The following is a 14929-nucleotide window of genomic DNA, read 5'->3' on the forward strand; positions in this document are numbered from 1 at the left end:
TGACGCAGCCGGCTAGCGCTCGCTCAAGGCATTCTGCTTCGCTCTCAGAAGCGGCTTGAGCAGGTAGGAAAGAATGGTCCTCTTGCCGGTCAGGATATCGAGCTGGACGGTCATCCCCGGGATCACCGAGAGACCCGGCTTGAATTGGTTGCCGGCCGTCTCTGCCCTGACGAGGTAGTAAGTGTTGCCCTTGTCGTCGGTGATGCTGTCCGGGCTGATGTGGGTCAGCCTGGCGGGCATGCCGCCGTAGATCGAGAAATCGTATGCGGTGAACTTGACGACAGCTGGCAGCTCCGGCCGCAGGAAGGCGATGTCGCGCGGCGAGACTTTGGCCTCGACCACCAGCCGGCCGTCGCTCGGCACGACTTCGACCACCGCATGGCCCGGCTGCACCACGCCGCCGATGGTGTTGAACAGCACACGCTGCACCACGCCCGTGACCGGAGAGCGGATTTCCGAGTACTTCACCCGGTCGGCCAGGCCGCTGACGTTCTGACCCAGGCTGTTCAGCTCGGCGGTCGCCGCGGTGAGCTCTGCGCGCCACTCGTTCTTCGCCGTCAGTTCGACGTCGCGGATGCGCGTGGCGGCTTCCTGGATGCCCGACACGAGCTGGGCGCGCCGCGCCCGCGCCTGCTGGCGCTCGCCCTGCGCGTTGGAGACTTCGCGCTGCAGCCGCAGGACATCCATCTCGGAGACCGCGCCGGAGGCCAACAGCGGCCGGGTGATGGAGAGCTCTTCCTGGGCCATCTGGTAGGAGCGGTCGGCCGTGCGCAGGGCGGCTTCGACCTCGCCCAGTTCGTCGCGCCGCTGGGCGAGCTGCTGGCGCGCCATGAGGAGCCGCTCGTCGAGCTGCTTGCGGCTCTCGAAGAAGAACTGGCGCTCCTGCGCCAGGATCAGCGCCGCTTCGCTGCCCTGCCCGGCCCCGGCGCCGTCCGGCTCTTGCGGTTCGTAAAGGCTGCCGTTGACCAGTGCGTTCAGCCGGTCGATCTTGGCGCTCAGGGCGAAGGCCTTGGCGCTCCCTTCGCGCAAGTTCGCGACGAAGCGCGTGGGGTCGATCCGCACGAGGGTCTGGCCCTGCTTTACGCTCTGCCCCTCCTTGACGAAGATCTCTTCCACAACCCCGCCGTCGACCGACTGTACGACCTGCAACTGGCGCGAGGGGATGACTTTGCCTTCCCCGCGGGTGACCTCATCGATGGGAGCGAATGCCGCCCACAGCAGCAGCACGGCGAAGATCGCCACGATCGCGTAGAGCATGCCGCGCGCGCGGAGCATCTGCTGCCGGTCGATGGCGTGGCTTGCCCCCGCTTGCCAGTCGCGCAGATCGCGCGGCTCACTGCTGGAGAACAACTGCAACACCTTGTCGAGCCACCCGCCCTTGGTCGCCTGGCCGGTAACCCGGTCCAGCCAGTCGAACAGGCGCTGCTCGATAGAACGGTCGTATTCCGTTTGCGTGGTCATACTGCCACCTTCTGGATCTGGCCGCTGTTCAGCATGTCGAGGACCGCCGCCTTCGGGCCGTCTGCAACGACCTTCCCGTCCTCGAGGACGATCAGCCGGTTCACCAGTTCGAGCATGGCCGGCTTGTGCGTGATCAGCAGCATCGTGCGGCCCGCGGCATAGTCGGCCAGGGCCTTGGTCACATGCGCTTCCAGGCGCCCGTCCATCGCGCTGGTCGGCTCGTCCAGGACCAGGACGTTGGCGTTCATCGCCACAGCGCGGGCGATGGCGACGGCCTGCCGCTGCCCCCCGGACAACCGGTTGCCGCCTTCGCCGACCGGCATCTGCAAGCCTTCGGCATTGGCGCCGAGCATCGGCCCGAGGCCGGCGACTTCCAGCGCTGTAGAGAGGTTCTGCGAGCGATCGTCACGCGGCGCGCCGAGCATGATGTTCTCGAGCACGCTGCCGTTGAGGAGCACGGGTTCCTGCGGGACGAACCCGATCCGCCGGCGCAGTTCGTCCGGATCGATCTGTCCGGTATGGACGCCGTCGATCATGACGATCCCGTCGCCCGGCTGGTAGAGGCCCAGGAGGAGCTTGCCGACGGTGCTCTTGCCCGATCCGACGCGGCCGACGATCCCCACCCTTTCGCCGGCGCGAACATGGAAGCTGACGCCCTTGAGCGCATCCGCCTGAGCGCCGGGATAGGCGAAGACGACGTTGCGGAAGGCGATGTCGCCGGTGATGCTCGGGCGGCTGATCCAGGCCTTGCCGGCTGGCCGTTCCTGGGGCTGTCCAACGGTCTCGTCCAGCTGCGCGAGCGAGGTCCGCGCCTGGTAGAACGAGGTCATCAGCGAGGCGGTCTGCGCGATCGGCGCCATCGCGCGGGACGAGAGCATGTAGGCGGCGATCATCCCGCCCTGGCTGATCTCCCCATTGATCACGAGATACACGCCGACGATGATCAGGACCCCGCCGACGATCTGCTGGATCAGCGCGGTAACTGTGCCGACCGAGCCGCCCAGCAGGCGCTGCCTGGCGACTTGCGCGGAAAGGTACTCGGTCGCGTCCTCCCAGGCCTTCTGCACCCGGCCGGTGGCGCCGAAGGCCTTGAGCGTCTCCAGCGCGAACAGCCCTTCGACCAGCGCGGAGTTGCGCTGCGCGCTGGCGCCGCTGACGTCGTCCGATATCTTGCTGAGCCGCGCCGCCACCGACAGCGCGTAGAGCAGGGCGATCGCCGTTCCGACGATCAGCGGCAGCGCCAGCCAGAAGGAGATCAGGCCGATGATCAGGGCGAACAGGAGGAAGAACGGCAGGTCGATCAGCGTGAGCACGGTCATCGAGCCGGTGAAGCCGCGTACCGCCTCGAACGACTGGATGCTGTTGGCGTAGCTGCCCACCGAAGCCGGCCGCTGCTCCAGCCGCATGCCGAGCACACGCTCCATGATGCGGGCCGAGAGCTGGGTGTCCGCCCGGGCGGCGGCCGCGTCCACGAACCAGCTGCGCATGTGGCGCAGCGCCATGTCGCCGATCAGCACGATCAGGATGCCGGCGGCCAGCACCCACAGCGTGTCGGTCGCCTGGTTCGGGACCACCCGGTCGTACACGTTCATCACGAACAGCGGCATCGCCATGGCGAACAAGTTGACGAACAGGGCCGCCAGCATCACGTCGCGGTAGATCCGCCGGTTCCCCTTGATGACGTCCCAGAACCAGTGCCCTATGGGCTCGGGCTGCTTGCCGGCGTGCGCATCGGCGCGGAACGTCGGCCGGCAGAAGATCGCCTGCCCGAGATATCGCTGCTCGAGGTGCGCCAGGGGAATGTGGACCCGGCGATCGGCCGCGCCGAGTTCCGGGAACGCGACCGCGGCGGTCCCCGCATCCTGATCGATCGCATAGAGCACGCAGGCGTGCTCGTTCTTCAGCAGCAGGACGGCGGGCAGCAAAGCGGCGTTGAGTTCGCCGATGGGTGCGCCGACCACGCGAGCGGCGAAGCCGATGCGCTCGGCCGCGCGGGCGAACAGCGCCGGGGTCAGGGAGCCATCCAGCGGAAGGCCCGCGACAAGCGCGTCGCGCGTGGTCGCGGTCCCGTGCTCGGCCGCCAGCAGCAGCAGGCAATCGGCCAAATCGTCTCTTTGGTGGCGCTCCATCAACATGCTTTCACCCTCTCGAAACGGATGCGCAGGCGCACTCTCTCGGGACCGCTCAGCCCGAAGTACCGATCCAACCGCCGCAATCGATCGCTTCCGGCGGCTGGGCGTCGTCGTCGAATTCGCTGATGGCCGGCATCCCGGCCCGCGACTGGCCCATCACGTCGAGCAGGATCCCCATCGCGTGCAGGGTCCGGTAATAGGCCTTGGTCAGCTCGTGCCGCGCCTGGGCCGACGAACGCTCCGCCTGGAACGCCTCGTTCTTGGCATCCAGCACGTCGAGCAGGGTGCGGCGGCCGATGTAGAACTGCTGTTCGTAAGCCGCCGCGACGCTTGCCGAGCCGACCCGGTGCGCTTCCAGCGCGGCCAGCTTGGCCTTCAGGTTGGCGATGTCGTTCCAGGCGATCGAGGCGGTCTGGCGCAAGTCCACGCAGGCCTTGGCGAGCAGCTCCTCGCTCTGGTTGCGGCGCCGCTCCGCCGCATCGGTCCGCGCCCGGTCTGCGCCGCCGCGGAACAGGTTCATCGTCAGGTTCACCCCGACGAAGCTCTCCTCCCCCCGCCCGCGCGGATCGAATTCGGAATCGAAGCTGCTGGTGTTGCGGTAAGTCCCCGTGCGCGCGGCAAGCGAGACTTTCGGGTAAAAGGCGGCCTTGCTCTCCTGCACCGCTGCCTTCGCCGCCTCGACGGTCGAGGCCGCGGCATAAAGGCTCGGGTGGTTGCGGACCGCCGAGCCGATGACCGCCTCGAAGCTCTCCGGCACCCGATCGGAGGCAACGGCGAAATCCTGCAGCGTTTCGCCGGGAGCGCTGCCCACTACCCGGCGGAAGCGCGCGCTGACATCGTGCAGGTTGGCCTGCTCGGTCAGCATGTTGGCTTCGGCCAGAGCGAGGCGGCCGGAAGCCTGCTGCAGGTCCGCCCGGTTGCTGACACCGGAATCGGTCCGCTGTTCGATGAGCGCAAGGACGCTCCTGTGAGTCTCGCGGTTCTGCTCCGCCAGGCGCAAGGTTTCGCGGTACTGGCGCACGTCCTCGTAAGCCAGGATCGCGTCCAGCGCCTTGGTCTGCGTCTCGTCCAGGAGTTCGTAGTATCGGGCGAGGCGGAACTGGTCCGCTTCCTCAAGCTGGCTGCGGACCAGGAAGCCGTCGAACAGCATTTGCGTAATCGACAGTTCGGCGTGGTCGCGCGTGAACCACCCGCGGTCGTCGAATTCGCGGCTCGCCTTGCCGAACTCTCCGCTGATGTCGACGGAGGGAAGATAGCCGCCCTTTACCGCTCGCCGGTCGTCCCCCGCCGCCAGGAAAGCTTCCCACCGGGCCTGGACTTCGGGCTGCGTGTTGATGGCCGCTTCGACCGCTTGCGCGACATTCGAAACCGGGGGCACGGCGGTCTGCACGTCCTGCGCCGCCGCGGCTCCGGCCCATGCGAAGCAGGACGCCAGGGCGGCAGCCCGCGCAGCTTTGACGAAGCGGCGTCGCGCCCTGCCCGATAGATGAGATGACGAGTACAACGAACCGACCCCCAACGCTTTGCACACGTGCTTCACCAGGCGCACCCTCCCCCCTTGATCGACACGGCGCACCGGTCCGATGCGGAACGGCACGCAACAGCGACGCTGACGCTCTCTTGCTGGACAGTCCGGAAGTCACGGACCCGAACCGTTGGAATTTGCGGGATCATGAACCCGCCGAGACCCTTCCCGAATGCGAGAACCCTTCTCCGGCAGACAGATGCCCCGATAATGCTTTATCGTCCATTGCGGGATTGTTAAATATTGTTAAATGGCCGACCGATCAGTCGCACATTCATTAACTATACTAGGCGAGTTATGCCTTTGCTGAGACACACCGGCGAAGATTAACTTCGAATATTAACGTTCGCCCGTGAAGTACACCTACGCCATCTTCCGCAGCATGCCCTCAGCTTCGGATAGTTGCGCTTGCCGCCCGGAATACTCTCGATTCAGGTACGCAGGCGGACGCCGGCGAGCGGAAATGCAGGGTGCCGGCCGGGCCTCTTCCACCGCCTGGCCCGCAGGCGCTCCTCGTACTGCACGACATGCGCGAGAGGGGCGCCGAAGAAGAACATCTGTTCGGACGCGGCCATCGTGCGCGACTGTACTCTCAACGCTCCACCGGAACCGAGTTGCCGTTCCGCCGCGAACAGGTGCCGCCCGCATCGAATGACATGATCCGGCGCCACGGCAATATCGAGCCGGCTTTCGCCAGAGCTGATCGATGAGATGGGCCACTGCATGCGCCGACCTATATTCCACGGCCTGCGGACGTCTACCTTTTCGGAGGCGATTCACTCTTAATTTGCAATGTTTTGCATTGCTACAGGAGGAAGTACTTCCAACAAGGGCCGGCACTACACCCGGCCGACAATGGCACCCCGCGGCAGGGACGCCGCTGTGGCAATACCGGACGCTTCGCTCTAAGTGCGCGGCACACGCTCCGGGGAAGACACATGGCACGCAAGCATCCGAAACACGGACCCTACGAGGACCTGCCGAGCGAGGAGGAGACGCCGGAGGCAGCGGTGCCCTGCTGGCTTTGCAGCCGTCCGACGGGGAAGACCATCGTCTGGCATCACCCCGTGCCGAAGAGCCGGGGCGGCCGCGACGTCGTGCCCATGCATCCTATCTGCCAGCAGACCCTGATCGCCAACTTCACCAATTCCGAACTGCAGCGCCACGCGACCGACGTGGAGGCGCTCCTGGCCAATCCCAACGTCCGCAAGTTCGTCGACTGGGTGGCCAAGAAGGACCCCGACTTCACCGCCACTATCACGAAGAAGCAGCGCTGAGCGGGCGGGCAGGCGCGAGCTCTAGCCGACAAGCGGCGGAAGCAGCGTTGCTCGCTGCGTGTGTCTCGCGCCGGAGAAGCACAGCTGAAGTTCGCTTTGCCGCTCGGTACCGCCCATTGCGGACGAGCCGGAGCGGTGGCAGTATCGGCATAACTGCCCGGGGGTGATTTACGGCGAACGGTCGCCAATCTCGTGCGAGCCGCGGCGCGGCCGCCTATCTCGTCCTGCCGTTGCTCATGGTCGGCGCGGCACTCGTGGGCTTCTGGCCACAGTACTATGGACCCTTGCTGCGCGGCGATGCCCTGGAAGGGGTTTCCGCGCATCCGCTGGTTCACCTCCATTCCTCGCTTTTCCTGCTCTGGCTGTGCGTGATCTTCGGACAGGCTCTGCTCGTCCGTTTGGGGCACGTCCGCTTCCACCGCAGGATCGGCGGCTGGCTCGCTGGCCTGGGCTATTGCGCTGCCGCCGTCGGCCTCTTCAGCGGCCTGGCCCTCGCGGCAGCGCGAGTAGAGCGCGGCGACAGCATCGAGAGCGCAGCCACCTTTGTTGCCGCCCCATTGCTCGACATGGTCATGTTCGTGACGTTTCTCACGGGCGCGGTGCTCTACCGGCGGCGCCCCGAGATCCACAAAAGGCTGGTCCTGTTCACCGGCTACAGCTTCGCGTTCATCGGGCTGATCCGCTATCTCGCGCGGGTACCCGGCGTGATGGAGCAGTTGTGGCTGGCTACGATACTGCTGATGCTGCCGATCGCGATGTGCATGGCCTGGGAGCGGTTGCGGACGGGGCGGATCCACGCCGTCTGGTGGTACGGCTCAGCCATATTCTTCTCCCGCCTTATGCTCGAGCTGCTCACGACTCTGCCATGGTGGCAGCCGATTGGACGTGCCCTGATTGCACCCTTCCTGTAGCTGCCTGCAGGCAAGTGCTCGCCTCGGTTCGTTGCCACTCCGCCGGAGGGCGCGATTGACTCGCCGGTAGCGGCACCGCACGCTGGGCCATGTGCAATTTGTATCGCATGAGCGCCTCGACGGCGGAGGTCGCGAACCTTTTCGACGCAGTTGAGCGAGGCCAGACCAACGCTGGCCCCGAAGTCTACCCCGGCTACCCTGGCGTCGTCGTTGCGAGCGGCGAGGTGAGATCGATGACCTGGGGCTTTCCGCTGGTGCTGAAGGGCAAGAATGGGCAGCCGCTCAAGCCGAAACCTGTCAACAACACTCGGGCCGACAAGCTCGACAGCTTCATGTGGCGCTACAGCTTCCAGGAGCGCCGCTGCATCATTCCCGTCACCGAGTTCGCCGAGGCGGAGGGGGAAAAGGGCGCGAAGACGCGCACGTGGTTTGCGCTTCCCGACGAGCCGATCTTCGCCGTAGCCGGCATCTGGCGCGACACGCCCGAGTGGGGCCCGGCCTATTCGATGGTGATGACCGAAGCCTGCATCCATGTGGCCGATGTGCATGATCGCATGCCGGTCATCCTCCGCCGCGCGCACTGGCGCGACTGGCTGGAGGGCCCGCCCGACCATGCCTCGCTGTTGTGCCGCCCTTATCCCGACCTCATGGTGCGCAAACGGACGAGCGAGCCGTGGGTGCGGAAGGGAGCTTCGGCCTGACACGCAGCTCTCGCAAAGGCAGTGCCGGGCGATGAGCGGATCTTCGAAGCCGGACACCACGCCGGACGGCCGATACATCGTCGTGCGCGGGCGCCTGTGGCGCGCTGCGAACCCGCTCCTGGACACTGCCGTCCGCGAAGGACTGGTACGAGAGCTGATGAGCGCGAGGCGAGCCGTGCGCGCAGCGCTGCGCACCGGAAACCGCGATGACCTTTCCGCAGCACGGGCGCGCGTGCAAGCCGCAAAGGAGGGGCTTGGAGAGCGAGGCGAGCCCTGGTGGTCCGACGGGGCACCGGACTTCAACCGCCACCTCGTCAAGAACACACCCTACGCTGAATGGTGGCAGACGAAGTCGGCCAAGTAGTTCCTCACACAGCGGCTGAGCCCACGCCGCTCGCGCGGCGTTGTCAGAGACCGGTGCTGGGCAAGTGGCGGAGCGGGAGGGATTCGAACCCTCGATACGGGGTTACCGTATACACACTTTCCAGGCGTGCGCCTTCGACCACTCGGCCACCGCTCCGCATCCTGGGATGGCGCGCCCTAGCGGGGCGTGGGGGGTTTCGCAAGCCATGCGACGGTGGCAAACCGGATCGATGACGCGAATGCTCCTCAGCGCCCTCGCCTGCGCTCTCGTGGCGGCACCTCTGGCGGCGCAGGAAAAGCCTGCCGAAGCGCCGACGCCTGCCTCAGTGGTGGCGGCTGCGAAGTCCGCCGAATGGACAGCGATCGACCCGGCCGATCTGCTGGTGATGACGCTTGCGCCGAGCGCGAAGGGCGAGGAGCGGCAGGTGATCGTGCAGCTTCTGCCGCCGCCGTTCAGCCAGGGCTGGGTCGGCAACATCCGCGCGCTCGCCCGGGCGCACTGGTGGGACGGGACGAGCGTCTACCGCGTGGTCGACAACTGGGTCGCACAATGGGGCGACGCCGACGAGACCAAGCCGCTGCCGGAAGGCATCCGCGAAGTGCCGGAAAGCGAATATGTCACGCCGGTCCAGCGCGATCCCGCGGGAGTTCGCGACTACGTGCTGACGCCGAAGCGCGCCGAGATCGTGATCAACCGGTTCATCGATTCTTATGCCGTGACCGGGTTCGTGGCCGGCTGGCCGATGGCGCTGGACGACAAGGGCGGCGGCACGGCGTGGCCGGTTCATTGCTATGGCCATGTCGGCGTCGCCCGCGACCTTTCACCCGCCACCGGGAGCGGCGCGGAGCTCTACGCGGTGATCGGCCACGCGCCGCGGCAGCTCGACCGCAACATCGCGGTGGTCGGGCGGGTGATCGAGGGGATCGAGCACTTGGCGACCTTGCAGCGCGGCAAAGGCGAGGCCGGGGTCTACGACGATCCGGCCCTGCGTGTGCCGATCCTCTCGGTTCGGCTCGCCGACGAATTGCCGGAAGGCGAGCGGCCGCGGTTCCAGTATCTCGCCAGCGAGAGCGAGAGCTTCGCCAGATATCTCCACGTCCGCGCCAACCGCAGCGATCCGTTCTACCGTGTGCCCGCAGGCGCGGTGGACCTGTGCAACGTGCAAGTGCCGATCAGGCGAGAGCCCCAGGGGTGAGCGATCGCGTCCACTTCTCGGCTCCGCTGCTGATCTGGACCAACGAAGCCGAACGGAGCTCCATGGGCTTCGTGGTGGTTCCGCAGCCGGCGGCCGACGCGATCTCAGCATACGAGCTGGCGCGGCGGCTGGAGCTTGGGAAGCGGCGCGGCTTCGGATCGGTCAAGGTCACCGTGCGGGTCGGCGGCAGCGAATGGCAGACATCGGTGTTCCCACAGAAAAGCGGGACATGGTTCCTGCCGATCAAGGTCGCCGTCCGTCGGGCCGAGGGACTGGACGAGGGCGCTCCGGTGGAAGTGGAGCTGGAGTTGCAGTGAGCAATCCTCCCTGTTCGGCGCAGCCGAATGGGGAGGGGGACCGCGACACCGCAGGTGTCGTGGTGGAGGGGTAAGGACCGCCATACCCCTCCGTCAGCCGCCTGACGGCGTCTGCCACCTCCCCATTCCCGCTTCGCGGGAACAGGGAGGATTTCGCTAGATCCGCTCCGCCTGGGCGATGGCTTCGCTGGCGCGCAGGGCGCTGACGATGCGGGTCAGGTGCATCAGGTCGTTCACTTCTAGATCGACGTCATAAGTGTGGAACGGATCGTCGCGCTGGGTCAGTTCGAGGTTGATGACGTTGGCGTTGTTCTGGGCGAAGATCCCGGCCATTTCGGCCAGCGTGCCGGGGCGGTGATAGAGAACCGCGCGCACGCGGCCCACCGCGCCCTTCGAGCGTTCGCCCCACGACAGGTCGACCCAGTCGGCATCGATCCCGCTGGCCAGTTCGAGGCAATCGATGGCATGGACCTGGACCCCCTCGCCCCTGTGACGCAGGCCGACGATGCGATCGCCCGGCACGGGATGGCAGCACGGCGCCAGCGTGAAGCCGACGCCCGGGGTCAGGCCCTTGATCGAAATCGCCTGTTCCTGGGCCGGCAGCTCCGGCAGGTCGGCGGTGCTGCCGGGGACGAGCGCTTCCATCACTTCGCGGTCGCTCAGCTTGGCGGAACCGATGGCATGCATCAGCGCATCCTCGTCCTCCAGCTCGAGCCTTTCGACCGCGGCCCTGATCGCCTTCCTGCCGATCTTGCTCGGCACCCGTGCGGAAATGTCGTCGAACAGCATGCGGCCGATGGCGATGACTTCCTCGCGCTCCTTCTGGCGAACGGCCCGGCGGATCGCCGCCCGGGCTTTGCCGGTGACGACGAACCCGAGCCAGGAAAGCTGCGGCTCCGCGCTCTTGCCCTTGATGATCTCCACCACGTCGCCGTTGTTCAGCGGCGTGCGCAGCGGCATGTGCCGCCCGTTGATCTTGGCCCCGACCGTCTGCGCGCCGAGATCGGTGTGCACGGCGAAGGCGAAGTCGACCGGCGTCGCGCCTTTGGGCAGCTGGAACAGCGCGCCCTTCGGCGTGAACGCGAAGATCCGGTCCTGGTAGATCGCCAGGCGGGTGTGCTCGAGAAGTTCCTCGGCATCGTGGCTGGCGTCGACGATCTCGATCAGGTCGCGCAGCCAGCCGACCGCGCCGTCCGGCCGATCGCCCTGCTTGTAGGCCCAGTGTGCGGCGAGGCCGAATTCGTTGAGCCGGTGCATCTCACGCGTGCGGATCTGCACTTCGACGCGCATCGTGCTTTCGTAGATCAGCGAGGTGTGGAGCGAGCGGTAGCCGTTGCTCTTGGGCGTCGAGATGTAGTCCTTGAACCGTCCCGGCACTGACTGCCAGACCGTGTGCAGCACGCCGAGGGCGCGGTAGCAGTCCTCGATGGTATCGGTGACCACGCGGAAGGCGAAGATGTCGGTGATCTGCTCGAAGCTGACATGGCGCTCGGCCATTTTCTTCCAGATCGAGTACGGGTGCTTCTCGCGACCCGAGACCTCGACCCGTACGCCGGCTTCGGCGAGCGCCTGCTTGACCTTCAGCGCGATAGCATCGACCTGGCCGCCTTCGGAGCTGCGGATCTGCTCAAGGCGCCCGGTGATCGTGGCATAGGCTTCGGGCTCGATCTGCTCGAACGCGAGCAGCTGCATCTCGCGCATGTACTCGTACATGCCGACCCGCTCGGCCAGCGGGGCGTAGATCTCCATCGTCTCGCGGGCGATGCGCTGGCGCTTGTCCGGGCTCTTGATGAAGTGCAGCGTGCGCATGTTGTGCAGCCGGTCGGCCAGCTTGACGAGCAGCACGCGCAAGTCCTCGCTCATCGCCAGGAGGAACTTGCGCAGGTTCTCCGCCGCCCGCTCGTCGTCGGTCATTTGCTCGATCTTGGAGAGCTTGGTGACCCCGTCGACCAGCCGCGCGACATCGGGCCCGAACTGGTGCTCGATATCCTCGATCGTGGTCAGCGTGTCTTCGACCGTGTCGTGCAGCAGCGCGGTGATTACCGTGTCCTGGTCGAGCTTCAGGTCGGTCATCAGCCCCGCGACTTCGATCGGGTGGCTGAAATAGGGATCGCCGCTGGCGCGCTTCTGGCTGCCGTGCTTCTGCACTGTGTAGACGTAAGCGCGGTTGAGCAGCGCCTCGTCGGCGTCCGGATCGTAGGCCTTGACCCGTTCCACAAGTTCGTACTGGCGCAGCATGCGGCCACGATGTGCGTATTGTTGCCGCGGGAGCAAGGGGAAACGCGCAGGCGTTGCGGGAACGGCAACAAGTGTTGCGCAATTGGTTCTTACCAAGGCGGCCGCCACGCCGTAGGAGGGACCCCGCGATGCTGACGGACCCTACCGCCCTGCTGCTCGCGCGGCTGCAGTTCGCCTTCACGGTGAGCTTCCACTTCATTTTCCCTGCGTTCTCGATCGGCCTGGCGAGCTATCTCGCGGTGTTGGAAGGGCTGTGGCTGAAGACCGGGCGGGCGGTTTACATCGACCTGTTCCGCTATTGGCTGAAGATCTTCGCCATCGTGTTCGCGATGGGCGTCGTCTCCGGCATCGTCATGTCCTACCAGTTCGGGACTAACTGGTCGGTATTCTCCGACCGCGCGGGGCCGGTGATCGGGCCGCTGATGGCCTACGAGGTGCTGACGGCGTTCTTCCTCGAGGCGGGGTTCCTGGGCGTCATGCTGTTCGGCATGGAGCGTGTCGGGAAGAAGCTGCACTTCGTCGCCACTGTCATGGTGGCGATCGGCACGTTCATCTCGGCTTTCTGGATCCTGTCGGTGAACAGTTGGATGCACACGCCGCAGGGCTTCGTGATGGGGGACAACGGACAGTTCCTGCCGGGCGAAAGCTGGCTGCCGATCATCTTCAACCCCAGCTTCCCGTTCCGGCTGGTGCACACGGTGACCGCAGCATACCTGACCACTGCGCTGGTGGTCGGCGGCGTGGGCGCGTGGCACCTGCTGAAGGATCGCGCGAACATGCACGCGCGCAAGATGTTCTCAATGGCGATGTGGATGGCGGCGCTGGTCGCCCCGCTGCAGATCGTCGTCGGCGACCTTCACGGGCTCAACACCTGGGAGCACCAGCGGCCCAAGGTGCTGGCGATGGAAGGGCATTACGAGAGCCACCCGGACGGCGCCCCGCTCTACCTGTTCGGCATCCCCAACGATCGCGAGCAGCGGCTCGACTACGCCGTGGGCATTCCGAAGGTCGGCAGCCTGATCCTCGAGCATCGGCTCGACGGACCGGTCGCCGGGCTCGACACGATACCGGACGATGAGCAGCCGCCGGTGGCGGTGGTGTTCTGGTCGTTCCGCATAATGGTCGGCTTGGGGCTGCTGATGCTGGCGCTCGGCATGGTCAGCCTGTGGGCGCGCTGGCGCAAGACCCTCTACACCTCGCCATTCCTGCACCGGTTCGCGCTGGCGATGTCGCCCGCGGGCTTCGTGGCGGTGATCGCCGGGTGGGTGACCACCGAAGTCGGACGCCAGCCTTACGTCGTGTACGGCCTGATGCGCACGGCCGAGGCTGCTTCGCCGCTCGCGACGCCGGCGGTCGCCTCTTCGCTCGCCGCATTCGTGGTGATCTACTTCGCGGTGTTCGGCACCGGCACCTGGTACATCCTGCGGCTGATGCGCACTCCGCCGCACACGCACGAGCCGGACCTGAAGGACAGCCTCGACGCGCCGATCCGCACCGCCGGCACTACGCCCGGGCCGACCCAGAACCCGGGGCACGAGCCGCCGCTTCCGAAGGGGCAGGACTGATGGCCGTCAGCTTCGACCTGACCGTGATCTGGGCGTTCATCATCGCCTTCGCGGTGTTCGCCTATGTCGTGCTCGACGGGTTCGATCTCGGCATCGGCATCCTGTTCCCGACGATCACCGTCGGCCACGGGCGCAACCGGGCGATGAACTCGATCGCGCCGGTGTGGGACGGCAACGAGACCTGGCTGGTGCTCGGCGGGGGCGGGCTGCTGGCGGCTTTTCCGCTGGCCTATTCGGTGATCCTGCCGGCGACTTATCCGCTGGTGATCGCAATGCTCCTGGCGCTGGTGTTCCGCGGCGTGGCGTTCGAGTTCCGCTGGCGCGACCCCAAGCACCGGCCGCTGTGGGACGGCGCGTTCTTCGGCGGGTCGGTGATTGCGGCACTCTCCCAAGGCATGATCCTCGGCGCGCTGCTGCAAGGGATCGAAGTGGAAGGCCGCGCCTATGCCGGCAGCTGGTGGGACTGGCTGACGCCGTACACTCTGCTCACCGGCCTCGGCACCGTCGCCGGCTATGCCCTGCTCGGGTCCTGCTGGCTGGTGTGGAAGCTGTCCGGCGATGTGCAGGACCATGCCTACAAGCTCGCCATGCGGGCCGGGATCGCGACCCTGGCGCTGATGGCGATGGTGAGCGTCTACAACCTGCTGCTGCTCGATCAGTATCGGGAGCGCTGGCTGGAATGGCCCAACATCCTGTTCGCCAGCCAGGTGCCGCTGCTGACCGCGATCGTCGCGTTCACGTTCTTCTGGTCGCTGCGGCGGCGCAAGGAGCTGCTGCCGTTCCTGCTGGCGCTGGCGCTGTTCCTGCTCGGCATGGCCGGCATCGGCGTGACGATGTGGCCTTATGTCGTCCCCGCCGACATCACCATCTGGGACGCCGCCGCGCCGGAGAGCAGCCAGGTGTTCATGCTGGTGGGCGTGGCGATCACCCTGCCGCTGATCCTCGGCTACACCGGCTGGGCTTATTGGGTGTTCCGCGGGAAGGTCGGCCATGAGGGCTACCACTGATGGCACCCGAGGAGCGGCCGCTGTGGCAGCGGCTGGCCTGGATGGCGGCGATCTGGGCGGCGAGCGTCGCTGTGCTGGGGGCTGTGGCTTGGGTGCTGCGGTTGTGGATTGGGTGAGAGTGGGCGCGGGGTCGGGCCCTCATCCAACTTCGACTAAGCCCCTGCGGGGCTAAGTCTCCGTATCCTTCTCCCACAAGTGGGAGAAGAAGGGTCGCTGCTGCTTCTCCCGAGTGAGAG

At 66.4% G+C, this 14929-nt stretch carries 14 protein-coding genes and 1 tRNA gene; 9 read left to right on the top strand and 6 right to left on the bottom strand.

The genetic code is table 11. The features are described 5' to 3' along the window. Positions 1-12 precede the first annotated feature (12 nt). From GRI75_RS09705 to GRI75_RS09720, 4 genes are all read right to left on the bottom strand, one after another. Complete coding sequence (locus GRI75_RS09705) at positions 13-1461, bottom strand: HlyD family type I secretion periplasmic adaptor subunit (protein WP_160746782.1); 1449 nt, start codon at positions 1459-1461, stop codon at positions 13-15. Further along, entirely contained in the window at positions 1458-3590 is a 2133-nt protein-coding gene (locus tag GRI75_RS09710) for a type I secretion system permease/ATPase (protein WP_160746783.1), read from the bottom strand. The genes GRI75_RS09705 and GRI75_RS09710 overlap by 4 nt, the downstream gene beginning before the upstream one ends. A 55-nt stretch (positions 3591-3645) precedes the next feature. Next, on the bottom strand, positions 3646-4983 hold the full coding sequence (locus GRI75_RS09715; RefSeq protein ID WP_160746784.1) for a TolC family outer membrane protein: 1338 nt from the start codon (positions 4981-4983) through the stop codon (positions 3646-3648). A gap of 566 nt (positions 4984-5549) precedes the next feature. Continuing rightward, positions 5550-5843, bottom strand: a complete 294-nt coding sequence (locus GRI75_RS09720) for a hypothetical protein (RefSeq protein WP_160746785.1) — start codon at positions 5841-5843, stop codon at positions 5550-5552. A gap of 213 nt (positions 5844-6056) precedes the next feature. On the opposite strand from GRI75_RS09720, the gene GRI75_RS09725 reads away from it, so the two are divergent. From GRI75_RS09725 to GRI75_RS09740, 4 genes are all read left to right on the top strand, one after another. Further along, positions 6057-6395 (top strand): hypothetical protein, encoded by a 339-nt coding sequence (locus tag GRI75_RS09725; protein WP_160746786.1) that lies wholly within the window; start codon positions 6057-6059, stop codon positions 6393-6395. 236 nt (positions 6396-6631) lie between these two features. Next, entirely contained in the window at positions 6632-7306 is a 675-nt protein-coding gene (locus GRI75_RS09730) for a hypothetical protein (protein ID WP_160746787.1), read from the top strand. Positions 7307-7395: 89 nt separating this feature from the next. Then, entirely contained in the window at positions 7396-8007 is a 612-nt protein-coding gene (locus tag GRI75_RS09735) for an SOS response-associated peptidase (RefSeq protein ID WP_160746788.1), read from the top strand. Between the two features lie 31 nt (positions 8008-8038). Next, a complete protein-coding gene (locus GRI75_RS09740) occupies positions 8039-8371 on the top strand; it encodes a hypothetical protein (RefSeq protein WP_160746789.1) in 333 nt (110 codons plus the stop codon). Between the two features lie 65 nt (positions 8372-8436). Here the strand turns inward: GRI75_RS09740 and GRI75_RS09745 are convergent. Continuing rightward, positions 8437-8527 (bottom strand) — tRNA-Ser (locus tag GRI75_RS09745). Between the two features lie 82 nt (positions 8528-8609). Between GRI75_RS09745 and GRI75_RS09750 the strand changes: the two genes are divergently transcribed. After that, positions 8610-9566, top strand: coding sequence for a peptidylprolyl isomerase (locus tag GRI75_RS09750; protein WP_328597965.1), 957 nt, complete (start codon positions 8610-8612; stop codon positions 9564-9566). Next, the gene (locus GRI75_RS09755) at positions 9563-9883 is read left to right on the top strand and encodes a DUF1905 domain-containing protein (RefSeq protein ID WP_328597966.1); all 321 of its coding nucleotides are present in this window, start codon (positions 9563-9565) and stop codon (positions 9881-9883) included. Before GRI75_RS09750 ends, GRI75_RS09755 begins: the two co-directional genes overlap by 4 nt. 156 nt (positions 9884-10039) lie before the next feature. Here the strand turns inward: GRI75_RS09755 and GRI75_RS09760 are convergent, their stop codons facing one another. After that, positions 10040-12121, bottom strand: a complete 2082-nt coding sequence (locus GRI75_RS09760) for a RelA/SpoT family protein (RefSeq protein ID WP_160746791.1) — start codon at positions 12119-12121, stop codon at positions 10040-10042. 128 nt (positions 12122-12249) lie between these two features. Between GRI75_RS09760 and GRI75_RS09765 the strand changes: the two genes are divergently transcribed. The 3 genes from GRI75_RS09765 to GRI75_RS09775 are packed head-to-tail and all read left to right on the top strand — an operon-like array spanning position 12250 to position 14809. Further along, positions 12250-13686: a cytochrome ubiquinol oxidase subunit I gene (locus tag GRI75_RS09765; RefSeq protein WP_160746792.1), complete on the top strand. Its 1437-nt coding sequence runs from the start codon at positions 12250-12252 to the stop codon at positions 13684-13686. Continuing rightward, positions 13686-14693, top strand: coding sequence for a cytochrome d ubiquinol oxidase subunit II (gene cydB / locus GRI75_RS09770; RefSeq protein WP_160746793.1), 1008 nt, complete (start codon positions 13686-13688; stop codon positions 14691-14693). The genes GRI75_RS09765 and cydB overlap by 1 nt, the downstream gene beginning before the upstream one ends. After that, positions 14693-14809: a DUF2474 domain-containing protein gene (locus GRI75_RS09775; RefSeq protein WP_160746794.1), complete on the top strand. Its 117-nt coding sequence runs from the start codon at positions 14693-14695 to the stop codon at positions 14807-14809. The genes cydB and GRI75_RS09775 overlap by 1 nt, the downstream gene beginning before the upstream one ends. Positions 14810-14929: the final 120 nt, after the last annotated feature.

This window comes from Croceibacterium soli (assembly GCF_009828065.1).
GTDB classification, from domain to species: Bacteria; Pseudomonadota; Alphaproteobacteria; order Sphingomonadales; family Sphingomonadaceae; genus Croceibacterium_B; species Croceibacterium_B soli.

Coding starts and splice junctions, on each gene's coding strand:
- GRI75_RS09740 (WP_160746789.1), top strand. CDS start 8,039: ATGAGCGGATCTTCGAAGCCGGACACCACGCCGGACGGCCGATACATC.
- GRI75_RS09710 (WP_160746783.1), bottom strand. CDS start 3,590: ATGGAGCGCCACCAAAGAGACGATTTGGCCGATTGCCTGCTGCTGCTG.
- GRI75_RS09750 (WP_328597965.1), top strand. CDS start 8,610: ATGCTCCTCAGCGCCCTCGCCTGCGCTCTCGTGGCGGCACCTCTGGCG.
- GRI75_RS09735 (WP_160746788.1), top strand. CDS start 7,396: ATGTGCAATTTGTATCGCATGAGCGCCTCGACGGCGGAGGTCGCGAAC.
- GRI75_RS09720 (WP_160746785.1), bottom strand. CDS start 5,843: ATGCAGTGGCCCATCTCATCGATCAGCTCTGGCGAAAGCCGGCTCGAT.
- GRI75_RS09760 (WP_160746791.1), bottom strand. CDS start 12,121: ATGCTGCGCCAGTACGAACTTGTGGAACGGGTCAAGGCCTACGATCCG.
- cydB (WP_160746793.1), top strand. CDS start 13,686: ATGGCCGTCAGCTTCGACCTGACCGTGATCTGGGCGTTCATCATCGCC.
- GRI75_RS09730 (WP_160746787.1), top strand. CDS start 6,632: ATGGTCGGCGCGGCACTCGTGGGCTTCTGGCCACAGTACTATGGACCC.
- GRI75_RS09705 (WP_160746782.1), bottom strand. CDS start 1,461: ATGACCACGCAAACGGAATACGACCGTTCTATCGAGCAGCGCCTGTTC.
- GRI75_RS09725 (WP_160746786.1), top strand. CDS start 6,057: ATGGCACGCAAGCATCCGAAACACGGACCCTACGAGGACCTGCCGAGC.
- GRI75_RS09765 (WP_160746792.1), top strand. CDS start 12,250: ATGCTGACGGACCCTACCGCCCTGCTGCTCGCGCGGCTGCAGTTCGCC.
- GRI75_RS09775 (WP_160746794.1), top strand. CDS start 14,693: ATGGCACCCGAGGAGCGGCCGCTGTGGCAGCGGCTGGCCTGGATGGCG.